Source organism: Arthrobacter sp. Soc17.1.1.1, from assembly GCF_036867195.1.
GTDB lineage: Bacteria > Actinomycetota > Actinomycetes > Actinomycetales > Micrococcaceae > Arthrobacter_D.
Map to the genome: position 1 here is coordinate 3,429,089 of NZ_JBAJII010000001.1, position 21,876 is coordinate 3,450,964.

Genomic DNA, 21,876 nt, shown 5'->3' on the forward strand with positions numbered 1-21,876 from the left:
ACCGCACGGGCCCGGCACGGTCCGACGACGAGCAAAGGCACACCATGCAGCAATCCTCCGGCCCCGCTGTCCCCCCGGCCCTCAGGCGCCGGGTCCCGAAGGTCGCGGACCTCGCCCCGCTCATGCAGTTCAAGCGCCCGGAGTTCGGCAACGCCGCACGGCTCCGCCGGGCGAACACCATCTGGGACCTCCGTGACCTGGCGAAACGGCGCACCCCCACGGCGCCCTTCGACTACACCGACGGCGCCGCCGAGGCGGAGATCTCCCTCGGCCGCGCCCGGGACGCGTTCCTCGACCTCGAGTTCCGGCCCGGGATCCTCCGGGACGTCCGGACCGTCAGCACGGTGACGCCGGTCCTCGGCAGGGACTCCGCGCTGCCCTTCGGGATCGCACCCACCGGCTTCACGCGCATGATGCAGTCGGAGGGCGAGTACGCCGGATCGCAGGCGGCCGCGGCCGCGGGCATCCCCTACACCCTGTCCACTATGGGCACCGCGTCCATCGAGGACGTGGCGCAGGCCGCCCCGGACGGGCGCAACTGGTTCCAGCTGTACCTGTGGACGGACCGGGACCGCTCCATGGAACTCATCGGCCGCGCGGCCGCCGCCGGGAACGACACCCTCATGGTCACCGTGGACACCGCCGTCGCCGGCGCCCGCCTGCGGGACGTCCGCAACGGCATGACCATCCCGCCGGCCCTCACGCTGAAGACCGTGCTGGACGCCTCGTACCGGCCCGCGTGGTGGTTCGACTTCCTCACGCGCGAGCCGCTCTCGTTCGCGTCGCTCTCACGCTACTCGGGCACCGTCGCGGACCTCATCAACTCGATGTTCGACCCCACCCTCACGTTCGACGACCTCGACTGGCTGCGGGGCGTGTGGAAGGGCAAGCTCGTGGTCAAGGGCATCCAGACGCTCGACGACGCCAGGAAGGCCGTGGACCACGGTGCCGACGGCATCGTACTGTCCAACCACGGCGGACGGCAGCTCGACCGGGCTCCCGTGCCCCTGCACCTGCTGCCGCGGGTGGCGGCGGAGCTCAAGGGCAGGACGGACATCATCCTCGACACGGGCATCATGAGCGGCGGGGACATCGTCGCGGCCCTGGCGCTCGGCGCGGATTTCACCCTGATCGGCCGCGCCTACCTGTACGGGCTCATGGCAGGCGGCCGCGCCGGGGTTGACCGCACCATCGAGATCCTCGGCACGCAGACCGCCCGCACCCTGCAGCTCCTCGGCGTGAACCGCATCGGTGACCTCACCCCCGATCATGTGAGGCTCCTAGGCGGTGCGCCGGACAGCGCGGACCGCTCCGGGTCCGCTCTCCCCCTCTGACGGCGCACACCCACCCCGGACGCACGACATGCCTAGTCAGGGCGCTATTATTCATCGAGTGGCACTGCCTGGGGGCGGGCCCGTTCAAGTCTGGGGAGACGAATATGGAGCGTAGGCGGATGCACTATCCGTTGCGTTATCGGCGCGCGCGATCACTGCTGTGGGTGATCGGCCTGTTCTGGCTGTGGCTGTGGCTCGGCAGCGCTGCGCTGATCGGCGCCCTCCACGACTCTCCGGTGCACGCCGTCCTCGTGACGTACGCGCTCGCCGTCGTCGTCCTGGTCTCGATCCCCGCGGCCCTGCTCGCTGCGATCCGGATGGTCCTCACGCACCCGCGCCGCGGCGGCGTCGTCGTGCCGCTGAATCCCGGCCGGCCGGGGGATTCCGCCCACTGGTGGTACGGCGAGAAGGCGTCCTAGCCCTCGCAGTCCGTGCAGTACTGCCGGCCGTCCTTCTCGAGCCGTCCTCGATGTCGACCGACGCCGAAAGAGGTGGACGGCGTGGGCGCACCGATGGCAGGCTGGGAGCGTCCCACCCTCCGACGACGGGGAACACCATCGCTTCGTCCACCAGACCACCGGCCCCTGCCGAGCAGCGCGGCGGCGCCCTGCTCCGGCGGCGCAACGTGCTGGTGGGGTTCCTCTTCGGGTGCGGGATCATCGCCTTCGTCGACGAGGCCGTGTTCCACCAGCTCCTCCACTGGCACCACTTCTACGACCGTTCCACGCCGGCCGCGGGGCTCGTGTCCGACGGCGTGTTCCACGCCTTCAGCTGGTTCGCCACGGTGGCCTCGCTCTTCCTCTTCGCCGACCTGAGACGGCGCGGCGCCCTCTCCACCCGGCGGTGGCTGGCAGGGATCCTGATGGGTATCGGTGCGTTCCAGCTGTTCGACGGGGTGGTGCAGCACAAGCTCCTCGGCCTCCACGAGATCCGCTACGCGGTGGACCTCCTCCCCTACGACCTGGCGTGGAACGGCGCGGCCGTCGTGATACTGGTGGCGGGGGTGCTCCTGCTCCTCGCCGTCCGGAGGGCCGAGCTCCGAGGTTCCCGCGCCGACGATGGCTGAGGCCCCCCACCACCCGGGCGGTGCCGCGGCGGGCACGGACGCCCTCGGCGCCTTCGCACTGGACACCGCCGTCGTGCTCGTGTGGCTCGGGCTCGCCGTCGCCTACCTGCTCGCCGGCCGTGCGGCCGCCCTGCGTGGACGCATCGACTGGCCGGTCCGGCGGGACGCCGCCTGGCTGGCCGGCTGCGCACTGGGCCTCGCCGCCGGCGCCGGCCCCCTCGCCCGGGCGGCCGGGAGCAGCTTCACCGCACACATGACGGTCCATCTCCTTCTCGGGATGCTCGTGCCCCTGCTGCTGGTCCTCGGTGCACCCGGGACCCTCCTGCTCCGCGCCGTGCCGGCACGGACCGGACGGCGCCTCACGCGGCTCGCGCGATCGGCACCCCTGCGGCCGGCCGCGCATCCGGTGGTCGCTACGCTGATCGTCACGGTGCCCATGGCCCTGTACTGGGATGCCGATGCTCTCGCCCTGCTCCACCACCCCGTGCTCGGCCCCCTGCTGCACGTCCACTTCGTGGCGGCGGGCGCCCTCTTCGCCTATGCCGTCGTGGGCGTGGACCCGAATCCGCACCGGGCCGCGGCCCGGGTCAGGGGTGGCGCGATCGCCGGGACCATCGCGGTGCACGCGGTGGTTGCCAAACACCTCTACGCCGTAGCAGGCTCCGGCTCCTGGCCGGCCGGCACGGAGCAGGCGGCGCAGCTCATGTACTACGGCGGGGACGCCGTGCACGTCCTGCTGCTCGGCGTGTTCTGCGCCCAGGCCTACCGTGAGGGCGGGCGGGACCTGCGGCGCACGGCCCCGTCCGGATCACCGGGGCGCAGTGTGTAGCCTTGCCGGAGCGGGCCGAGACCCGGCAGCCATCGAAGGAACACCATGCCACGCACCTCCCTTGCCGGGCCCTGCCTCGCCGTCCTGCTCGCACTGACCGCGTGCTCCCCCTCCGCGCCCGACCAGGGCGCCCCGGCCGACGCCGGAGGGACGACGTCGCCGGCCACGGGTCCCAGCGGCACACCGGGCCCCGCGCCGTCGGACCGGACCGATGCCGGTAGCTTCTCCCCGGCGGACCTCGCCGGGATCCTCGGCACCCTGAGCGAGGCCGACGGCGCACCCCTGCAGGTGATCCCGGCGGACCGGATCGACCAGAGCATGGCCGAGGCACGCCGGTTCCTCGAGAGCGTCACCATCACGCCCGAGGAGTGCGCGGTCTTCGTCTCCAACAGCCTCGAGGCACCCGAGGGGGCCGCCTACTCCACGGCGGTCTCGACCGTGAACGGCGACGCCGTCCAGACCGTCGTCACGGCGTCGTCCTCGGCGGACGCCGCACAGGCGGCGTCCCGCACCGAGGCCGCCGCGGCGGCCCTCGGGTCCTGCTCCTCGTTCAGTCTGGAGGCGCAGGGAGTGGCCATCGAGCAGACCGTGGAGGCCGTGGACGCCACGACGGCCGCGGAGACCACGTTTGGCACGGTGACCGTGCAGTCGTCCTCGGACGGCGCGAAGCAGCAGACCATGAGCCTGGTCGGCACCCGCGGCGGCCTCGCCGTGACCGCTGTCCGCACGGCGCAGGACGCCCTGCCCGCGGGCACGCAGGCCGAGCTCCAGGCGCTCGTCGACCAGACGTTCGCCGCCGCGAAGGGCTGATCCGGGGGGATCAGACCCGGCGTGTCCGTCCCGCCCGATAGGGTGGGCCGCACAGGGCCGCGGGCCTGTGCTCCGGGCCGACGGTGCACGCGCGGTCGTCGTCGGGGAGGGTACGGGCATGCGCCTTGAAGGCTGGCACATCATCATCATGATCGGTCTGCTGCTGATGCTGGCGGTGGTCGTCGGCGTCGTCCTGATGATCGCCGCCACCCGGCGCGCACGATCGGCGCGGGTGCCGGCCGGAGCCGGGACGAGCCGTGCCGACCAGGGATCCGGCAGCAAGGAACAGCGCCTGGGAGAACTCGACGACCTCCTCCGCAGGGGGGTCATCGAGGAGGACGAGTACCGGGCGGCACGCGCGCGCATCCTCGATTCCTGAGCCCGTACGGCGCCCCGATGCGGAGTGGACAGAGGTAGCTCAGTCCGCATATAACTAGTTTACCGAGCTAATCGGTTGTGGTTCCTGTTCTTGATCGAAAGGTGAGACAGCATGACGCAGACCATCAGTGATGCCATCGGCGCCGGAGATGTCGCCATCGGGTCACCCCTCCACTGCGGCGAACCGATGACCCTGCGCGAGACCTCCTACCGGGGATCGTCGTACGGCCTGGTCCCGCAGCCGGCCCCCGGGTTCGACGTCGAACTCGTCTGGGCCTGCGCATGCGGCTTCCAGCTCTCTCCCGAGGAGCCGAAGGAACTCGCCCACCCCCTCTCCCCCGTCCTGCTCCGCGTCGCGGCGGCTGCAGCGGACGTCGAGTACCTCCAGTGGCAGCTCGACCAGCGGACGGACGTGCTGGAGTCCGCGGTCCTGCACGCCGCCGAGGCGGGCGCGGCGGTCATCGACATCGCCGAAGCAGCACAGCTCGATCCGGCCGACGTCCAGCAGCTCGCTGCAGGCGGTCACCTGCTCGCCGACGTAGGCTAGACGGCACAGCAGGCCTCCCGGGCCCGCCTCCTGCCCGCGACGGGCCCCGTGCGAGGGAAGGGCAGCATCGCCATGAACGAACCCCGATGGGTGGAGCACGCCATCTGGTGGCAGGTGTACCCCCTGGGTTTCACCGGCGCCGAGAAGGCCGCCACCCCCGACCCTGCCGACGCCCACCGGCTGGCGGCACTGGTGCCGTGGCTCGACTACGCGGTGGACCTCGGCGCGTCCGGACTCGCGCTCGGCCCCGTCTTCGCCTCGGAGACACATGGGTACGACACCACGGACTACTTCCGGATCGACCCCCGCCTCGGGACCCTCGAGGATTTCGACACGCTCCTCGCGGAGGCGCACCGTCGCGGACTGCGCGTCCTGCTCGACGGCGTCTTCAACCACACGGGGCGTTCGTTCGCCCCGTTCCAGGACGTGCTGGCGCACGGCCCCGGTGCCTCCACAGCGCCCTGGTTCTCCCTGGAGTGGCCCGCGGGTGCGGGCGCCGGCACCGAACCGGCATACCGCGACTTCGAGGGCCATCACCATCTGGTGGCGCTCCACCACGGGGAGCCCGCCGTGGCGGACTTCGTCGTCGACGTCATGGAGTACTGGCTCGGCCGGGGCGCCGACGGCTGGCGGCTCGACGCCGCCTACGCCGTGCCGTCGTCGTTCTGGGCCGCCGTGACGGCCCGGGTACGCGTCTCGTACCCCGATGCCTACTTCGTGGGCGAGTACATCCACGGTGACTACGCGGCGGCGGTCCGCGACGGCGGGCTCGATTCCGCGACGCAGTACGAGCTGTGGAAGGCCGTGTGGAGCTCGCTGAACGACGCCAACCTCTTCGAGCTCGCCGCCGCCCTCGAACGGCACAATGCGCTCCTCGGATCCTTCGCGCCGCTGACCTTCATCGGGAACCACGACGTCACGCGGATCGCCAGCAAACTCGCCGATCCCGGCCTGCTGGCGCACGCCGTCGTCGTCCTGCTGACGGTCGGCGGCACCCCGTCCGTCTACTACGGGGACGAGCAGGGCTACCGGGGCGTCAAGGAGGACCGGGCCGGGGGAGACGACGACGTGCGGCCGCTCTTCCCGGCCGGACCCGGGGGGCTGTCGGGCGTCGGACGGCCCGTGTACGAGGTGCACCAGGAGCTCATCGGCGTCCGGCGGCGCCACCCCTGGCTGCACCGCGCCACCACGGAGGTGCTGCACCTGTCCAACGAGGCCCTCGTCTACCGCGTCTCCGACAGCACCGACAGCACCGACACCACCGACAGCACCGACGCGCTCGTCGTGGCACTCAACCTCGCCCACGAGCCCCGGTCCGTGGACGTCGCCGCCGGGCCGGTCCTCGCGGGCCGGGCCGCGGTGGACGCCGGGGCCGGCCGGATCCGCCTGCCCGCGCGGGGTTGGGCCGTCCTGGACGCCCCGGGATGACGCCCGACCGGGCTCCGGGATCCACGGGCCCGGACCTGACAGCGGGGGGACGCGCGGAGGGATAATGGTGTCAGGCACAGCGGAGGAGGACGCATGCACGCACAGCACCAGGACCAGGACACCACGGCGGTCGACTTCACGCCCTGGCCGCGGCCCGTTCCGTCGCACGTCCTCGGCGGTATCAAGAAGCTGCTGCTCGTGGCCGTGATCCTCGTGGGCGTGCATCAGCTGTTCCCCGCGACGAGCCTCGGCTCCTCCCTGAGCAGCACCTTCACGCTCCTCGTGGTGATGTCCTGGCTCAGCCCGCTCGCGCGCATCCTCGCGGCGCGGCCCTGGGTGCGCAGGGCCCCCGAGGAGTAGGCACCGCGGCAGTCGCCGGACGCGCCCGACGGGCGATCGATCCCCGGACGACGAAGAAGCGAGGCCCCCGGCGACGGGGGCCTCGCTTCTTCTTCCGGAAACCGTGGAGCTTAGGGGAATCGAACCCCTGACCTTTTCATTGCGAACGAAACGCTCTACCAACTGAGCTAAAACCCCGTACACCACTTCCGAACACCAACACTGTACCCGCGGGAGCCCGCTTGGCCCAAAGCGACCCGGTGCAGGTCCCCGGACCGGGAGTGTCAGGAGCCCGGCGTAGTCTTTCCCCATGCCCACCAACCCCTCCAAGGCAGCCGCTGCCCTGCCCCGGAACGACGACGTGAGGCCCTGGCCGGCGCTCTGGTCGCTCGTCATCGGCTTCTTCATGATCCTCGTCGACTCGACGATCGTCTCGGTCGCCACCCCCGCCATCATGGAGGGCCTCGACGCCGGCATCGACAGCGTCATCTGGGTGACCAGCGCCTACCTGCTGGCCTACGCCGTGCCGCTGCTCGTGGCAGGACGGCTCGGCGACCGGTTCGGGCCGAAGCGCATCTACCTGGTGGGACTCGTGGTCTTCACCCTCTCCAGCGTCTGGTGCGGCCTGTCCGGCTCGGTGGAGGCGCTCATCGTCGCGCGCGTCCTGCAGGGCCTGGGCGCCGCGCTCATGACGCCGCAGACCATGTCCGTGATCACCCGCATCTTCCCGCCCGAGCGTCGCGGCGCCGCGATGGGCCTGTGGGGATCCGTCGCGGGCATCGCCACCCTCGTGGGACCGGTCCTCGGCGGCGTGCTCGTCGACACCGCCGGGTGGGAGTGGATCTTCTTCATCAACGTGCCGGTGGGCGTCGTGGGGTTCATCCTCGCCGTCCGCCTCGTCCCCACCCTGCCGACGACGTCGCACCGCTTCGACATGCTCGGCGTGTTCCTCAGCGCAGCCGGCCTGTTCTGCCTCGTGTTCGGCATCCAGGAGGGTGAGAGCTACGACTGGGGCACCATCGCCGGGCCCCTGTCCGTGTGGTCGCTGATCATCACCGGCGTCGTACTGCTCGTGGCGTTCGTCATGTGGCAGAAGGTCAACCGCGGCGAGCCGCTGGTGCCGCTGACGCTCTTCCGCGACCGCAACTTCTCGCTCGCCAACACCTCGATCACCGCCATGGGCTTCGCGATCACCACCATGACGCTGCCCCTGATGCTCTACGCGCAGACCGTCCGCGGGCTCTCGCCCACCCAGGCCGCGCTCCTGCTGACCCCCATGGCCGTCATCTCGGGCGTCCTCGCGCCGTTCGTCGGCAGGTACGTGCAGCGCAACAACCCGAAGTACATCGCCATCGCCGGGTTCGCCGGCCTGTCGGTGTCCCTGTTCTGGCTGGGCTCCATCCTCACCCCCGACGTCCCGATCTGGCAGCTCCTGCTGCCGGTCTCGCTGCTCGGCCTCTCCAGCGCCGGCATCTGGGCGCCGGTGTCCCTGACGGCCACCCGCAACCTCGCCCCGTCCCTCGCCGGGGCGGGCTCCGGCGTCTACAACACCACGCGCCAGATGGGCGCCGTCCTCGGCAGCGCCGCGATCGGGGCCATGATGCAGTCGCGCCTGATGGCGAACCTCGGTGGCGGCGGGATGAGCGCCACGCCGTCCGCAGCCCTGCCGGACGAGGCGAGGGCCGGGTACGCCCTGTCGATGGGCCAGTCGCTCTACCTGCCCGCGATCGTCATCATCGTCGGCTTCGCTGCGGCCCTGTTCTTCGCACGACCCCAGCAGAACCGCGTGTGGGACCGGGATGCGGGCGCCGTGGGCGCGGCGCCGTCGGACCGCCGGGAGACCGCGACACCCGCCGACACGTAAGCCGTTGCCTCGGCGAACCGCCGGTAGTCTCGTGCCATGGCTGATGAGATGAAGGACACACCCGAGGACGCCGCGACGGACGCCGGGAGGGCCGGGAAGGACCCGGCGAAGGACGCCTCCGACGATTTCGCCGTCCGGCACCACACCTCCCCGTCCGGCCTGGAGTACACGACCACCACCGGGCGGCTGGTCCTCCGGCGCGAGGAGACGAAGGACGGCAGGTCCGACGGCTTCAAGCCGAAGGCCGAGATCTTCATCGTCGCCTACACGAAGCAGGACGCCGAGCCGGGCCGTCCCGTGACCTTCGCGTTCAACGGCGGCCCCGGGTCGGCCTCGGTGTGGCTGCACCTGGGGCTCCTCGGCCCCCGCCTCGTCGATTCCGGTGACGTCGGGGCCATGACCGCCGCGCCGTTCGGGCTCGTCCACAATCCCGAGTCGCTGCTCGAGTCCAGTGACCTGGTGATGATCGATCCCGTCAGCACCGGATACTCCCGCGTGGTGGAGGGCGAGAAGACCGACGAGTTCCACGCCTTCGTCCAGGACAGGGACCTGGTGGCGGAGGTCATCCGCCTCTGGACCACGCGCAACAACCGCTGGCTCTCCCCCAAGTACATCGTCGGGGAGTCCTACGGGACGCTGCGCGCCGTCGCGGTGGCCGGACGCCTCTTCGACGCGTACGGGATGGCCGTCAACGGGCTCGGGCTCATCTCCACGGTGCTGAACATGTCCACCCTGCGCTTCTTCCCCGGCAGCGATCTCCCCTACGCCCTGCACCTGCCCACTTACGCGGCGATCGCGCACTACCACGGCCGTCACGGCGACCGGGAGCTCGCCGACGTGGTCCGTGAGGCGGAGGAGTACGCGGCACGGGACTTCGGGTACGCCCTGACGCAGGGCAACCGACTGACCCCCGAGGAGCGGGCGGACGCCGTCGCGCGGCTGCACACCATCACCACACTCGACGAGGGATTCATCCGCCGCACCGACCTCCGCTGGGCGTACCACGAGTTCGCCGCGGAACTCCTGCGCACCGAGGGCCTCGCCGTCGGGCGCATCGACGGGCGGTTCGCCGCACGGCCCGAGCACCTGCAGTCCTCGGACTCCACCGACGATCCGAGCATCAGGGCCATCACGGGACCGTACTCGGCGGCCATGAACCACTACGTCCGCGCCGAGCTCGGGTACGAGAACGATCTCCCCTACGAGATCCTCACCGCCCGCGTGCAGCCCTGGAGCTACCGCACCTTCGAGGGTGCGCCCGTGGACGTCTCGGGAGTTCTCGAGCGGCTCCTCGTCCACAACCCCGCACTCCGCGTGCACGTCGACTACGGCTACCACGACGGTGCCACACCCCACTTCGCGGCCGAGTACGTGTGGGCCCACATGGACCTCGACGACGCCGCCCGTGCCCGCTTCACCCACCACTACCACGAGGCCGGCCACATGATGTACCTCAACCCGGTAGCACGGACCGCGCAGCTGCGCGCCCTGAACGCCTTCGTCCGCGAGGACCGGGACGACCAGGAACAGTAAGTAGGATGATGAATATGCCCGGCGGTGACCGCCGCCGGCCCCGACCGTAAGGACGCATCATGCTGAAGAAGATCCTCTGGGCACTGGTCCCTGTCATCGCATCCCGTCTGATGAACAGGAACCGTTCCGGGCAGCCGCCCCGCGCCAACAAGACCCGCTACAACGGCAAGTACGGCAGGTAGCAGTCCCCGGCGCCGGGGACAGGACCAATGACCAACGGGTTCAGGGACGAGGACGGCTTCGCCGACATCCGGTCCTACGCCGCGATCGGAGACGGCCGGACCGTCGCCCTGGTGGCACTCGACGGGTCGATCGACTGGTACCCGACGCCGGACCTGGACTCCACACCGTCCTTCGCGCGGCTGCTCGACGCGGACGAGGGCTTCATGAGCCTGGCCCCCGTGGCCGGGTTCTCCGTGGAGCGGCGCTACGTGGACGGCACGAACGTCCTCGAGTCGACGTACACCACGGCCACGGGCACCGTCCGCGTCACGGACTCCCTGAACACCGGTGTGGCCGGACGGCTGCCGTGGGGTGAACTCGCGCGGCGCGTCGACGGGCTCTCGGGCTCGGTGGACATGGCGTGGTCCATCACGCCCGGCACCTGCTTCGGATCCGCCTCGCCCTGGCTCGACAACGGCCCGGAGGACCCGGTGCTGCGCATCGACTCCGTGGCCCTCGGCATCCGGGGCATCGATCACGGGCTGAAGACCCCGGAGGGCCGCGCCGTGGAGGGCGCGTTCACCACCTCCGAGGGGAGCCGGCACCTCGTGGCGGTCGTCTCCACGCACGGCGAGCCGCTCCCGCTGGAGGACCCGCGGCAGATCGACGCGGGCGTGGACCGCACCATCCTCAACTGGCAGACGTGGTCGGACAACTTCGCGTACGACGGCGACTACCGGCACGCGGTGCTCCGCAGTGCCCTCACCCTGAAACTGCTCCTCCACAGCCCGTCCGGATCCATCGCGGCCGCCGCGACCACCTCCCTCCCGGAGAGCGCCGCGGGCGGCAAGAACTGGGACTACCGCTACGCCTGGGTCCGGGACACCGCGTACACCCTGCATTCCCTGACCCGCGCGGGGCTCCGGGAGGAGGTCCACGGCGCCGTGTCGTGGATGCTCAAGAACCTCCGGGCGCAGGGTGCCGACCTGCAGGTGTTCACGCGGCTGAACGGCACCGCACCGGAGGGTACGCGGCGGCCGGACCTGACCGGCTGGCGGAACCTGGGCCCCGTGGTGGACGGCAATCCCGCCGCCGGGCAACTGCAGCTGGGCGTCTTCGGGGACGTGTTCGACATCGTCTGGCAGTACGTGCAGGCCGGCCACGTGCTGGACCCTGCGACCATGCGGCAGCTCGCCGACCTCGCGGACCTGACGTGCGACATCTGGCACCGGCGTGACGCCGGCATGTGGGAGCTGCCGGAGGAACGCCACTACATCACGTCGAAGCTGGGCTGCTGGAATGCGCTCCGGTGCGCCCTGCTGCTCGCCGAGCGCGGCCAGCTGCAGGGGCCCGTGGAACGCTGGGCCGCCGAGCGCGACCGCATCCGCGACTGGGTGTACGAGCACGGCTGGTCGGAGGAGCGCCAGAGCTACGTCTGGTACCCCGGCTCCACGGAACTGGACGCCTCGATCCTCCTGCACGCGGTCAGCGGCTTCGACACGGGGCCGCGCATGTCCTCCACCATCGATACCCTGCGCGAGGAGCTCGGCGCCGGCCCCCTGCTCTACCGGTACAGCGGCATGCAGGAGGAGGAGGCCACCTTCGTGGCCTGCGCCTACTGGATGGTGGCGGCGCTCGTGTCCGTGGGCCGCCGCGACGAGGCCGTGGACCTCATGGAGGAGCTGCTGCCCCTCCAGAACGACGTCGGCATCATGTCCGAGATGATCGAGCCGTCGGACGACTCGTTCATGGGCAACGTGCCGCAGGGCCTGAGCCACCTCGCGCTGATCACCGCGGCCCTGTCCATCGCCGGCAAGTCCTAGCCCTCGGGCAACGGCTCAGGCCGTGGCGAAGTACACCCAGACGCCGATGACCCAGGTGGTGCCCGCGAGGCATGCCAGCGCCAGCTCCGCGAGGATCCCGAGGCCCGTCGCCCTCAGGGCGTGCAGGCTCGAGGTCAGCGCGGCACGGGCCTCACGCTGCCGCACGTACTCGCTCGCGAACAGGCCGAGCGCGAAGCCGACGAACAGGCCGACGACGGGGATCACGAACATCCCGGCGATCCCGGCGAGCACACCGATGGTCACGGACCGGCCCGGGATGCTCCGCTGCCTCAGCGTGCGTCCCGTGAGGATCAGCCCGGAGGCGAGACCGGCCCCGGCCAGGGTGGTGCCGATCGCGAAGACCACCCACCCCTCCGTACTGGTCACGGTGAGTGCCCAGACGAGCAGCGACACGATGATCAGGACGCTCCCCGGCAGTACCGGGACCACCACTCCTGCGATACCGACGGCGATGAGCGCACCGCACACCACCGTCATGAACACCTGTAGCTCCATGGCCCCAGTCTCGCATTCCGCCACGCGACGCGTGCCCCGGGGCACGCCCGGCGCGGCCCCGCGTGGAATACTGGGGGCAATAGTAAGCCACCTTAGCGAGCCTGCGGGCCCGGAACACCAGGAGGACCGATGAGCACCTCGGCAACAGGGAACACCGACGGCGACGGCAGGAGAGCGGGCGACGGCACCGATCCGACCGAACAGCTGGACACCGGCCGCCCGGGCAGCGGAGCGAGCAGCGTGGGACGCGCCGACACCGGCGCGTCCGGGAGCACGCCCACCGGTGCCAGCGGTGCCGGCGGCGGCCAGGGCGACTACGTGCCGGGCGGCTACTCCGCCGACGACGACACCAGCGGTGACTACGTGCCCGGCATGTACTCGGACACAGCGCACACGTCGGACACCCCGACCCGCCAGCAGGCGCAGGCTCCGGTCTCCGCGTCCAGGGACGCCTCGCCCACGCGTGACCCCGAGCCCAGGACGCAGGAGCACACGAAGGTGGTCCCCGTGACCGCGAGCAGGCCACACACCGGCTCCCGCGACGATGACCGGGGCCGCGACGTGCCGCGCGCAGCCGTCGCGGGTACGGGTGTCCCCAGCCTGGAGGACCGCAAGCTCCTCCACCAGCGCGAGAAGGAACACTTCGGAGGCATGAAGTTCGGGTCGGCGTTCTTCGGCTGGCTCACCGCCACCGGGATGTTCGTGCTCCTCTCCGCGCTCGTCGGCGCACTGGCAGCACTCTTCGGCGCCGGCGCCGACCTGTCGGTGGCGGACGTCGCGAGCGGCTCGGGAGAGGCGCAGACCACGGGCATCACGGCCGCCGTCCTCCTCGGCGTGATCCTGCTGGTGTCCTACTTCGCCGGCGGGTACGTCGCCGGGCGCATGGCCCGCTTCAGCGGCGTCAAGCAGGGCGTGGCGGTCTGGCTCTGGGCCCTCATCATCGCCGTCGTGCTCACCATCATCGGCGTCATCGTCGGCAACCAGGCCAACGTCACCGAGCGCTTCCAGGGGCTCGGCGTGCCGTCCGCCCAGGATCTCACGGGACCGGGCCTGATCGGCCTCCTCGTGGTGGCCGCCGTGGCACTCCTCGGCGCGATCCTCGGCGGACTCGCCGGCATGCGCTACCACCGGAAGATCGACCGCACGGACTACGACGCCCTCGACAGCGCCGAGTAGGAACGACGGGTAGCAGCACCCCGCAGGACAGGACAGCCCCGGACTCGCAGGAGTCCGGGGCTGTCCTTCTGTCGGGCGCCGCCTGTCGGCGCTGCGACTCAGGGCGAGGGCATCCCGCCGTTGACGTTGAGCGTCTCGCCGAGCACGTAGCTCGATTCCGGGGACGCCAGGAACACGTAGGCGGGAGCCAACTCGGTGGGCTGGCCGGCGCGGCCCAGCGGGGTGTCCTTGCCGAACTCCGGCAGGTCCTCGGCGGGCTGGCCGCCCGAGGGCTGCAGCGGGGTCCAGATGGGCCCCGGCGCCACGGCGTTGACGCGGATCCCCTTGGGCGCGAGCTGCTGCGCGAGGCCCTTGGTGAAGTTGTTGATCGCGGCCTTGGTGCTCGCGTAGTCCACGAGGGTGGGCGACGGCTGGTACGCCTGGATGGACGTGGTGTTGATGACGGCCGAGCCGGGCTGCAGGTGCTTGAGCGCCTCCTTCGTCACGCGGAAGAACGAGTAGATGTTCGTCTTGTACGTGTGGTCCAGCTGCTCGTCGGTCAGTTCCTCGAGCGACTCGACGGCCACCTGCTTGCCCGCATTGTTGACGAGGATGTCGAGCCCACCGAGCCCGTCCACCGCCTGCTGCACCAGAGAGGTGCAGTACTCAGAGTCCTTCAGGTCACCCGGGATGCAGACGGCCGTGCGACCCTCCGCCTCGATGATGCCCTTGACGACCTGGGCGTCCTCCTCCTCCTCGGGGAGGTAGGAGATGGCGACGTCGGCGCCCTCCCGCGCGTAGGCGATGGCGACGGCCGCACCGATGCCGGAATCCGCACCGGTGACGAGCGCCTTCCGCCCCTGCAGCCGGCCTGTTCCGCGGTAGGAGGTCTCCCCCCGATCCGCCTGGACCTCCATGGCGGATTCGAGCCCGGGCTCCTTCATCTGCTCGGGGGGTGGGGTGATGCTCTCGAAACGCGTCACCGGGTTCTGGAAGGTGTACTGGTCGGTCGATCCTGTTGCGCTCTCGGAGGTCATGCGTGTTCTCCCTGTACAGAGGGTGTGTCCGCTGCGGCTGGCAGCCTCATCGGGCACACGGATGGATGATCGGCGGCGCCGGTAAAGCTAAGCCTACTTATCACCTGGGGTACGCGAAAGCCCGGCCGATCCGCGGGGATGGATCGGGAAAGGGTGGCGTGGCACGGCGAAGCCCGCTAGGGGCAGCGGCGGAGGCGGCCCGGGTTGGTCAGAAGACGACGGAGAAGAACCCGGCGCCGACGGAGAGGACCATCGCGACGATCAGGAGCCAGATGATCGGGGTACGGAGCTTGCGTATGGAGTCCATGGTGCGCCCAGTCTAGTGGCCGGACGGCAGGAGCGGACCGGACCAGGATCGGCGCCCGGGACCTGCAGGCGAGAGCCCTTATGTTGACTGTCAACACTGACATGCGTAGTGTGCCTCACGTCACGTCCCGACTCCCTGAGGATCAACGCCGATGTTCCATCCCCGAGTGGTGTGCTCGTCCATCAGCTTCCGGCACCAGGATCTGCCGACCGCGCTCGGAACCATGCAGGGACTGGGTTTCACCGAGCTCGATCTCGGCGCCCTTCCCGGGGTGTGTGACCACGTGCCCTTCGTCCTCGACAGTCGGGCCGTCGGCGAGGTCAGTCGCACGATCCTGCGCTCGGGCATGGAGGTGCGGTCGGTCAACGGCGACATCGGGGACCTCAACTCCCCGCTGACATCCACCGAGCAGGCGGCCAGAAGCAGGCATCTCGACATGCTCCTCGACCTGGCCTCCGAGGTCGGGGCAGCAGCGCTCGTCCTCCCCTGTGGCGCCCAGTCGCACGATCCTCTGGTGTCGTTCGATGCGGACCTGGACCTGGTCGTCGCTGCCCTGAGCGAGGCAGCCGACCGCGCAGAAGCGACAGGCGTCGAGATCTGGGTCGAGGCGCCGCACTTCTTCCGCCTCTGCTGGGACATCGATCGCGCCCGGCGACTGCTGGATGCGGTACCGGAGGAGTCCGTCGGCCTTGTCATGGATTTCAGTCACATCGTCGCCTCCGGCGGGGATCCCGTGGACTTCGTGGGGCTCTTCGGCGACCGCATCCGCCACGTCCACCTTCGGGACGCCGTCGCCGGCAACATCAACCTGAGTATCGGCAACGGACAGGCGGACTTCGCCGCGGGCCTTCGAGCCCTCACCGACGCCGGGTATCAGGGGCGCTTCGCCCTGGAACTCGAGACCCGCGACGTGAGCGATGACCAGCGCCCCCAGGTGACGGCAGCGGCAGCCGCGTACATCTCACAACTCATCGGCACCCGTGCGGCCTAGCCGCCGCTGCCACCCGCACTCCGCCCACCTCACCCCACCAGATCCAGAACCCGCCTCAACGAGCACAGGAGCATCATGACCAGCATCCAACGAACCGCCGTCATCACCGGAGCCACCTCCCCCCGCGGGATCGGCATCACCACAGCACGCCGTTATGCCAGGGACGGGTGGGCTGTCGTCGTCCTGGACCTGAACGGCGAGACCTCGGCGAAGGTGGCGGCCGAGATCAGCAACGAGTTCGGCGTCCCCGGCTTCGGCTACGAGGTCGACGTCACCCGTGAAGCCTCCGTCGCAGCTGCACACGACGCAGTCGCGGCCGAGGTCGCCGCAGGCACCCTGCCTCCCGTCGGAGCACTCGCCAACATCGCCGGTATCACCTCCCCCGTGCCATTCCTGGAGACCACCCTGGAGCTGTGGAACAAGGTCATGGCGGTCAACGCCACCGGCACCTATCTGGTGACGAAGGCCTTCCTGCCGGCCATGCTCGCGAGCAAGTGGGGCCGCATCGTCAACATGTCCTCCGTCTCCGCGCAGCGCGGCGGCGGCGTCTTCGGCAAGGTCCCCTACTCCGCAGCGAAAGCGGCGATCCTGGGATTCACTAAGGCACTGGCCCGGGAACTCGCGGACAGCGGCGTCACCGTCAATGCCGTGACCCCCGGCGCCGTCGACACCAACATCCGGGTCGGCAGCACCCCGGAGCAGGAAGCGGCGCTGGCCAGGGACATCCCCCTCGGCCGCACCGCGACGACGGACGAGATCGCAGGAGTCATCGCCTTCCTGTCCTCCGACGACGCCTCCTACCTCACCGGGACCACGGTCGACATCAACGGTGGAAGCCACATCCACTAGATCAACGCCTCTCCTGTCGACTGTTGACAATAAATGTGCTCCCGGTCACACTTGTGAAAACGCACTGTCAACAGTCAACAGAACCTCCCAGCAAAGGATGCACGATGAGCAACGAAGCTCTGCAGATGCGAGGCCACGTCCACGGGACGAAGGATGCCCGCAAGGTAGCTGTCGGATCCGGGGTCGGGGCGGTGATCGAGACCTATGACTTCATCGGCTTCGGGACCGCCGCGGCTCTCTACTTCGGGCCGGCCTTCTTCCCCGGCGCGGATCCTGTCACGGCGACCCTGGCCTCGTTCGCCACCCTGGGCGTCGGTTTCGCGGCCCGCCCGCTGGGCGGCATCATCGGCGGCCACCTCGGCGACAAGGTCGGCCGCAAGCCCGTCCTCGTCGCCTCACTGATCATCATGGGCCTGGCGACCTTCGCCATCGGCCTGCTTCCCACCTACGCGACCGTGGGGATCCTCGCTCCCATCCTGCTGGTGGTCGTCCGCATCATCCAGGGACTGGCGTTCGGTGCCGAGTGGGGAGGCGCGATCCTGATGAGCTACGAGCACGCCCCGTGGAAGTCCAAGGGCAAGTACACCGGCATCGTGCAGGCCGGGTTCCCCGTCGGACTTCTCCTGGCGAACCTCGTCTTCCTCGCCAGCGCCGACCTGATCGGCGACTGGGCCTGGCGCATACCGTTCCTGGCCAGCATCGTGCTCGTCGCCGTCGGCTTGATCATCCGGTCGAAGGTCCCCGAATCCCCGGTCTTCGAGGACGTGAAGGAACACGGCGACATCGTCAAGAACCCGATCGTGCAGGTGATCCGCCAGGACTGGCGCAGCATCCTCCGCGGGATCTGCCTCCGCGTCGCCGAGACAGCCGGCTACGCCGTGGCCGTGACCTACATGATCTCCTACCTCAACACGACCGAGCTCGCGACCCGGACCGAGACCCTGACGTCCCTCTGCGTCGCGTCGGGCATCGGCATCTTCGCCACGATGGCATGGGCCCGCCTGACGGATCGGGTGGGGCGGCGCCCCGTCTACATCTGGTCCTGCGCGTTCGCCGTCCTGTTCGGCATCCCCATGTTCCTGCTCGCCAATACGGGCCTGTTCATCTGCGTGATGATCACCATCGTCATCTCCTACGCCGTCTGCCAGAATTCGCTGGCCGGTGCACAGGGAGCCTGGTTCCCCGAGCTGTTCCAGGCGAAGACCCGGGCGTCCGGAGCGTCCCTGGCCTACCAGATCTCAGCCATGGTCTCCGGGTTCACCCCCTTCATCACCACCCTGCTGTTCATCCAGCTCGGCTGGCTCGGCCCGGCCCTGCTGTTCTCCACCTACGCCCTCATCGGCCTCATCGCGGCAGTCATGACCCGCGAGACCTGGGGCCGCAGGGAACGCGAGCTCGCCGAAGAGGCCGGCAAGTCCGTCCCCCTGCCCCAGCACGTCTGAGCCGACACCTTTCCCGGGAACCAGAAAGAGCACCCCATGACTCTGATACCAACACACACCACCACCCAGGACCGCGGTACCCGACCGACTGATCTCGGCGCCCGGGTCACGAACGTCGAAGCGGCCGCCTACCGAGCCCGTCACTACGCCCTGAACATGGGCGAGGTGCAGGGACAGGGGTACGTCGGCCAGGCACTGGGTTCCGCGGACATGTTCGCGGCCGTCTACACCGACCAGCTCCGGCACCGGCCCGAAGACCCGCACTGGGATGACCGCGACCGGTTCCTGCTCTCCACCGGTCACTACGCCATCGGGCACTATGCGGCCCTCGCACAAGCGGGCATCATCCCCGTCGACGAGCTGGACACGTACGGGTCGGACGACTCCCGGCTGCCGATGTCCGGCATGGCGTCCTACACCCCGGGCATGGAGATCTCCGGCGGATCGCTGGGCCACGGCCTCGGCGTGGCGGTGGGAATGGCCCTCGGGCTGCGACTGAGGGACTCCGACTCCAGAATCTTCAACTTCCTCTCCGACGGTGAACTCGACGAGGGATCGACTTGGGAGGCAGCCATGGGCGCCCACCACCACCAGCTCGGAAACCTCACCGCACTGGTCGACATGAATGCCCTCCAGGCCGACGGGGCGACCAGCACCGTACTGAGCATCGAACCGGCCGCCGACAAGTGGGCTTCCTTCGGCTGGTACACGCAGCGCGTGGACGGGAACGACGCCGCAGCCCTCCTGGAAGCGCTCGACAACATCGCCCGGAACGCCCGTGCGACCGGGCAGCCCTCCATCATCCTGTGCGACACGAAGGTCGGTAAGGGCGTGCCCCTCCTCGAAGAACGCGAGAAGGCCCACTTCATGCGCATCGAGGAACACGAATGGCAGATCTGCCGCGAGCAGCTGACCGCCGGATACGAAGGGAAGACTGCCCGATGAGCACCAACACCACCACCGAGGCGCCCGATACGGCAACAGCCATGAAGCCGAAGCTGAAGACCTCGGCCATGATCGCGTCCTTCGCCGACCCGGGCCAGAAGACCGCGCCTGCACCCTTCGGCCACGCACTGGTCAGGGCAGCGGAACAGGATCCTCGCATCGTGGGCCTGACGGCAGATCTCGGCAAGTACACCGACATGCACATCTTCGCCAAGGCATTCCCGGAGCGGTTCTTCCAGATGGGGATGGCCGAGCAGCTCCTCTTCGGGGCGGCCGCCGGACTGGCCGAGACAGGACTGGTCCCGTTCGCCTCCACCTACGCGGTCTTCGCTGCCCGGCGCGCCTACGACTTCCTCTGCCTGGACATCGCCGAACCGAACCTGAACGTCAACATCGTCGGCGGGCTTCCCGGCCTGACGACGGGTTACGGACCGAGCCATCAGGCGACGGAGGACATCGCCATCTTCCGCGGCATGCCCAACCTCACCATCGTGGACCCCTGCGACTCCCTCGACATCGAGCAGGCCGTACCCCAGCTCGCAGCATCGCCCGGACCGACCTACCTCCGCCTGCTCCGAGGCAACGTCCCCACCGTCCTCGACGAATACGACTACACGTTCGAGCTCGGCAAGGCCAAGGAGCTCCGTCCGGGCCGGGACGTCCTGTTCATCTCCAGTGGCCTCATGACCATGAGGGCGCTTCAGGCCGCCGAGGAACTCGCCGCACACAACGTCGACGTGGCAGTACTCCACTCCCCCACGATCAAGCCCTTCGACAACGAGACCGTGCTCCGGGAACTCGGTGCGGATCGGCTGGTCGTCACGCTGGAGAACCACACGGAGGTCGGGGGCCTGTTCGAGACCGTCGCCGGCGTGGCCGTCCGGCAGGGTGCCGCCCGCAGGATCGTGCCGATCGCGCTGCCCGACCTGTTCCTCGACGCCGGCGCACTGCCCACCCTGCATGAGAGGTACGGGCTCTCCCGCAACCGCATCGTGCAGAAGGTCCTCGGCGAACTGTCCTAGGTCTGCGGGGGTCCAGCCATCGTGGGACCGGGCATGCCTCCCCGAAGGATCGGTCGATCCGTAAGATCGATGTCGACGAGTGAATGTCGACAATCACCAGCGGCGAAGGATTTCTCAATGACGGCAGCACCAGCATCGCTTCTCGGAGGGCTGGAGAAGAACAACCTCCGTCAGTTGGCGTTGACGGCCCTCCGGCGGGCCATCACCACCGGTGAGCTCGCTCCTGGCACGCACCTGGTGGAGACGGAACTGTCGGAGAAGCTCCAGATCAGTCGGGGCACCCTGAGGGAGGCCATGCGACAACTGCAACAGGAGGGCCTCATCTCGCCCGGCGCCCGGGGGCGGCTCGCCGTACGGCACCTGGACGCTGCCGATGTCCACGACATCTTCCAGGTGCGGGCCGCGCTGGAGGGTCTCGCGGCACGGATGCTGTCCGAGCAGGACGACCGGGACGCCGTCGTGCGGGACCTGGAGGATGGGATCCGGCACATGGAGGAGTCGGCTGGAGGCGACCTGGACGAGCGAATCGAGGCGGACCTGGGCTTCCATCAGCTGCTCTGTTCGCTCACCGGCAACAAGACCCTCCTGCACTCCTGGAAGTCCCTCGAGGGCTCCATCCGCATGAGCGTGATGTACGCCGGAGTCGGTCAGGCACTGAGCAACATGAGCGCACATCGTCACTCGAGCATCGTGGCGGCCATCAAGACCGGGGATGCCCTCGGCGCGACCCGCGCCGTCGAGGACCATATGCGGGAAACAGCACAGATCCTCACCGGTCACGACGACGGCGACATGGCATGACGTTGCTGCTGATCCGTCACGGTCAGACCCCGAACAATGTGGCCGGCTCGCTGGACACGGCGTTCCCAGGAGCCGGGCTGACCGCTCTCGGCGAGCGGCAGGCCCGAGCCGTGCCTGCCGCACTCGCGAACAGGACGATCCCGAGGATCTATGCTTCGCCGCTCATCAGGACGCAGCGGACCGCCGAACCACTGGCTTCGACGCTTGGACTCGACACCTGCGTGGTCCCCGGGCTGGAGGAGATCAGCGCCGGCAGCCTGGAGATGCTGAGCGATCCCGCATCCGCGGACGCCTACGCGACCTGCCTGCTCGGGTGGATGGAGGGCGATCTGGACCGGCGCATGCCCGGTGGCACGACCGGGCACGAATTCATGGAGCGGTACGACCACGCCGTCCGGCAGATCGTGCAGGACAGCACCCAGGAGGATTCGGTCGCAGTCTTCTCCCACGGAGCCGCGATCAGGGTCTACACCGCCGTGGCCACCGGCATGCCCCCGGCCCGTGCGAGGACCCTGACCATCGACAACACGGGCATGAGCGTCCTGAGTGGCGGTCCGGGTCAGTGGCACCTCACATCGTGGCACCCGGAGCCCCTGGGAGGGACCGCCCTCGAAGGGATCGCCGCGAAGGATGTCACGGGGCAGCCCAGCTGAGTCCCCGTCGGCGCGAGCGCGCCGCGCCATCATCCACGATGCTGC

The 21,876-nt window shown here is 69.6% G+C and carries 23 protein-coding genes and 1 tRNA gene; 21 read left to right on the forward strand and 3 right to left on the reverse strand.

From position 1 onward, the window contains the following. The first annotated feature begins 44 nt into the window (after positions 1-44). From V6S67_RS15890 to V6S67_RS15930, 9 genes are all read left to right on the forward strand, one after another. The gene (locus tag V6S67_RS15890) at positions 45-1,334 is read left to right on the forward strand and encodes an alpha-hydroxy acid oxidase (protein WP_334211147.1); all 1,290 of its coding nucleotides are present in this window, start codon (positions 45-47) and stop codon (positions 1,332-1,334) included. 119 nt (positions 1,335-1,453) lie between these two features. Beyond that, positions 1,454-1,753, forward strand: coding sequence for a hypothetical protein (locus V6S67_RS15895; RefSeq protein WP_334211148.1), 300 nt, complete (start codon positions 1,454-1,456; stop codon positions 1,751-1,753). A 50-nt stretch (positions 1,754-1,803) separates the two neighbouring features. Continuing rightward, positions 1,804-2,400: a DUF2243 domain-containing protein gene (locus tag V6S67_RS15900; protein WP_334211149.1), complete on the forward strand. Its 597-nt coding sequence runs from the start codon at positions 1,804-1,806 to the stop codon at positions 2,398-2,400. After that, a complete protein-coding gene (locus V6S67_RS15905) occupies positions 2,393-3,229 on the forward strand; it encodes a cytochrome c oxidase assembly protein (RefSeq protein ID WP_334211150.1) in 837 nt (278 codons plus the stop codon). Before V6S67_RS15900 ends, V6S67_RS15905 begins: the two co-directional genes overlap by 8 nt. A 45-nt stretch (positions 3,230-3,274) precedes the next feature. After that, the gene (locus tag V6S67_RS15910) at positions 3,275-4,039 is read left to right on the forward strand and encodes a hypothetical protein (protein WP_334211151.1); all 765 of its coding nucleotides are present in this window, start codon (positions 3,275-3,277) and stop codon (positions 4,037-4,039) included. A gap of 118 nt (positions 4,040-4,157) precedes the next feature. Continuing rightward, on the forward strand, positions 4,158-4,418 hold the full coding sequence (locus V6S67_RS15915; protein ID WP_334211152.1) for an SHOCT domain-containing protein: 261 nt from the start codon (positions 4,158-4,160) through the stop codon (positions 4,416-4,418). Between the two features lie 111 nt (positions 4,419-4,529). Then, complete coding sequence (locus tag V6S67_RS15920; RefSeq protein ID WP_334211153.1) at positions 4,530-4,964, forward strand: hypothetical protein; 435 nt, start codon at positions 4,530-4,532, stop codon at positions 4,962-4,964. Between the two features lie 72 nt (positions 4,965-5,036). After that, a complete protein-coding gene (locus tag V6S67_RS15925; protein ID WP_334211154.1) occupies positions 5,037-6,392 on the forward strand; it encodes an alpha-amylase family protein in 1,356 nt (451 codons plus the stop codon). 93 nt (positions 6,393-6,485) lie between these two features. Continuing rightward, positions 6,486-6,752: a hypothetical protein gene (locus V6S67_RS15930; RefSeq protein WP_334211155.1), complete on the forward strand. Its 267-nt coding sequence runs from the start codon at positions 6,486-6,488 to the stop codon at positions 6,750-6,752. A gap of 104 nt (positions 6,753-6,856) precedes the next feature. Here the strand turns inward: V6S67_RS15930 and V6S67_RS15935 are convergent. Beyond that, positions 6,857-6,929 (reverse strand) — tRNA-Ala (locus V6S67_RS15935). 112 nt (positions 6,930-7,041) lie between these two features. On the opposite strand from V6S67_RS15935, the gene V6S67_RS15940 reads away from it, so the two are divergent. From V6S67_RS15940 to V6S67_RS15955, 4 genes are read left to right on the forward strand one after another with little or no spacing between them, the layout of a single operon-like run. Beyond that, on the forward strand, positions 7,042-8,595 hold the full coding sequence (locus V6S67_RS15940; RefSeq protein WP_334211156.1) for a DHA2 family efflux MFS transporter permease subunit: 1,554 nt from the start codon (positions 7,042-7,044) through the stop codon (positions 8,593-8,595). A 36-nt stretch (positions 8,596-8,631) separates the two neighbouring features. After that, positions 8,632-10,128 (forward strand): S10 family peptidase, encoded by a 1,497-nt coding sequence (locus V6S67_RS15945; RefSeq protein ID WP_334211157.1) that lies wholly within the window; start codon positions 8,632-8,634, stop codon positions 10,126-10,128. A gap of 59 nt (positions 10,129-10,187) precedes the next feature. Then, positions 10,188-10,310: a hypothetical protein gene (locus V6S67_RS15950; RefSeq protein ID WP_334211158.1), complete on the forward strand. Its 123-nt coding sequence runs from the start codon at positions 10,188-10,190 to the stop codon at positions 10,308-10,310. Positions 10,311-10,337: 27 nt separating this feature from the next. Further along, positions 10,338-12,113, forward strand: coding sequence for a glycoside hydrolase family 15 protein (locus V6S67_RS15955; protein WP_334211159.1), 1,776 nt, complete (start codon positions 10,338-10,340; stop codon positions 12,111-12,113). Between the two features lie 15 nt (positions 12,114-12,128). On the opposite strand, the gene V6S67_RS15960 is transcribed toward V6S67_RS15955, so the two are convergent. Next, positions 12,129-12,629, reverse strand: coding sequence for a DUF456 domain-containing protein (locus tag V6S67_RS15960; RefSeq protein WP_334211160.1), 501 nt, complete (start codon positions 12,627-12,629; stop codon positions 12,129-12,131). Between the two features lie 129 nt (positions 12,630-12,758). Here V6S67_RS15960 and V6S67_RS15965 point away from each other — a divergent pair, with 129 nt between their 5' ends. Further along, positions 12,759-13,805: a YrzE family protein gene (locus V6S67_RS15965; protein WP_334211161.1), complete on the forward strand. Its 1,047-nt coding sequence runs from the start codon at positions 12,759-12,761 to the stop codon at positions 13,803-13,805. A gap of 98 nt (positions 13,806-13,903) precedes the next feature. On the opposite strand, the gene V6S67_RS15970 is transcribed toward V6S67_RS15965, so the two are convergent. Further along, positions 13,904-14,821 (reverse strand): SDR family oxidoreductase, encoded by a 918-nt coding sequence (locus V6S67_RS15970; protein ID WP_334211162.1) that lies wholly within the window; start codon positions 14,819-14,821, stop codon positions 13,904-13,906. Between the two features lie 458 nt (positions 14,822-15,279). Between V6S67_RS15970 and V6S67_RS15975 the strand changes: the two genes are divergently transcribed. The 7 genes from V6S67_RS15975 (at position 15,280) to V6S67_RS16005 (ending at position 21,831) form a co-directional block, all read left to right on the forward strand. Beyond that, positions 15,280-16,119 carry a sugar phosphate isomerase/epimerase family protein gene (locus V6S67_RS15975; protein ID WP_334211163.1) on the forward strand — a complete coding sequence of 280 codons (840 nt, stop codon included), beginning with the start codon at positions 15,280-15,282 and terminating at the stop codon, positions 16,117-16,119. A gap of 75 nt (positions 16,120-16,194) precedes the next feature. Beyond that, positions 16,195-16,968, forward strand: coding sequence for an SDR family NAD(P)-dependent oxidoreductase (locus V6S67_RS15980; protein WP_334211164.1), 774 nt, complete (start codon positions 16,195-16,197; stop codon positions 16,966-16,968). Positions 16,969-17,072: 104 nt separating this feature from the next. Continuing rightward, complete coding sequence (locus tag V6S67_RS15985; protein ID WP_334211165.1) at positions 17,073-18,410, forward strand: MFS transporter; 1,338 nt, start codon at positions 17,073-17,075, stop codon at positions 18,408-18,410. Positions 18,411-18,455: 45 nt separating this feature from the next. Next, positions 18,456-19,355, forward strand: coding sequence for a transketolase (locus tag V6S67_RS15990; RefSeq protein ID WP_442884889.1), 900 nt, complete (start codon positions 18,456-18,458; stop codon positions 19,353-19,355). Then, on the forward strand, positions 19,352-20,377 hold the full coding sequence (locus V6S67_RS15995; protein ID WP_334211167.1) for a transketolase family protein: 1,026 nt from the start codon (positions 19,352-19,354) through the stop codon (positions 20,375-20,377). Before V6S67_RS15990 ends, V6S67_RS15995 begins: the two co-directional genes overlap by 4 nt. Positions 20,378-20,494: 117 nt before the next feature. After that, positions 20,495-21,178, forward strand: a complete 684-nt coding sequence (locus tag V6S67_RS16000; RefSeq protein ID WP_334211168.1) for a GntR family transcriptional regulator — start codon at positions 20,495-20,497, stop codon at positions 21,176-21,178. After that, entirely contained in the window at positions 21,175-21,831 is a 657-nt protein-coding gene (locus V6S67_RS16005) for a histidine phosphatase family protein (RefSeq protein ID WP_334211169.1), read from the forward strand. The genes V6S67_RS16000 and V6S67_RS16005 overlap by 4 nt, the downstream gene beginning before the upstream one ends. Positions 21,832-21,876 lie beyond the last annotated feature (45 nt).

Bases quoted from the DNA above. Each gene is read 5' to 3' on its own strand.
- V6S67_RS15960 (WP_334211160.1), bottom strand. From the start codon at position 12,629: ATGGAGCTACAGGTGTTCATGACGGTGGTGTGCGGTGCGCTCATCGCC.
- V6S67_RS15980 (WP_334211164.1), top strand. From the start codon at position 16,195: ATGACCAGCATCCAACGAACCGCCGTCATCACCGGAGCCACCTCCCCC.
- V6S67_RS15895 (WP_334211148.1), top strand. From the start codon at position 1,454: ATGCACTATCCGTTGCGTTATCGGCGCGCGCGATCACTGCTGTGGGTG.
- V6S67_RS15965 (WP_334211161.1), top strand. From the start codon at position 12,759: ATGAGCACCTCGGCAACAGGGAACACCGACGGCGACGGCAGGAGAGCG.
- V6S67_RS15900 (WP_334211149.1), top strand. From the start codon at position 1,804: ATGTCGACCGACGCCGAAAGAGGTGGACGGCGTGGGCGCACCGATGGC.
- V6S67_RS15915 (WP_334211152.1), top strand. From the start codon at position 4,158: ATGCGCCTTGAAGGCTGGCACATCATCATCATGATCGGTCTGCTGCTG.
- V6S67_RS15905 (WP_334211150.1), top strand. From the start codon at position 2,393: ATGGCTGAGGCCCCCCACCACCCGGGCGGTGCCGCGGCGGGCACGGAC.
- V6S67_RS15925 (WP_334211154.1), top strand. From the start codon at position 5,037: ATGAACGAACCCCGATGGGTGGAGCACGCCATCTGGTGGCAGGTGTAC.
- V6S67_RS16000 (WP_334211168.1), top strand. From the start codon at position 20,495: ATGACGGCAGCACCAGCATCGCTTCTCGGAGGGCTGGAGAAGAACAAC.
- V6S67_RS15940 (WP_334211156.1), top strand. From the start codon at position 7,042: ATGCCCACCAACCCCTCCAAGGCAGCCGCTGCCCTGCCCCGGAACGAC.
- V6S67_RS15950 (WP_334211158.1), top strand. From the start codon at position 10,188: ATGCTGAAGAAGATCCTCTGGGCACTGGTCCCTGTCATCGCATCCCGT.
- V6S67_RS15985 (WP_334211165.1), top strand. From the start codon at position 17,073: ATGAGCAACGAAGCTCTGCAGATGCGAGGCCACGTCCACGGGACGAAG.
- V6S67_RS15995 (WP_334211167.1), top strand. From the start codon at position 19,352: ATGAGCACCAACACCACCACCGAGGCGCCCGATACGGCAACAGCCATG.
- V6S67_RS16005 (WP_334211169.1), top strand. From the start codon at position 21,175: ATGACGTTGCTGCTGATCCGTCACGGTCAGACCCCGAACAATGTGGCC.
- V6S67_RS15945 (WP_334211157.1), top strand. From the start codon at position 8,632: ATGGCTGATGAGATGAAGGACACACCCGAGGACGCCGCGACGGACGCC.
- V6S67_RS15955 (WP_334211159.1), top strand. From the start codon at position 10,338: ATGACCAACGGGTTCAGGGACGAGGACGGCTTCGCCGACATCCGGTCC.
- V6S67_RS15970 (WP_334211162.1), bottom strand. From the start codon at position 14,821: ATGACCTCCGAGAGCGCAACAGGATCGACCGACCAGTACACCTTCCAG.
- V6S67_RS15930 (WP_334211155.1), top strand. From the start codon at position 6,486: ATGCACGCACAGCACCAGGACCAGGACACCACGGCGGTCGACTTCACG.
- V6S67_RS15910 (WP_334211151.1), top strand. From the start codon at position 3,275: ATGCCACGCACCTCCCTTGCCGGGCCCTGCCTCGCCGTCCTGCTCGCA.
- V6S67_RS15920 (WP_334211153.1), top strand. From the start codon at position 4,530: ATGACGCAGACCATCAGTGATGCCATCGGCGCCGGAGATGTCGCCATC.
- V6S67_RS15975 (WP_334211163.1), top strand. From the start codon at position 15,280: ATGTTCCATCCCCGAGTGGTGTGCTCGTCCATCAGCTTCCGGCACCAG.
- V6S67_RS15890 (WP_334211147.1), top strand. From the start codon at position 45: ATGCAGCAATCCTCCGGCCCCGCTGTCCCCCCGGCCCTCAGGCGCCGG.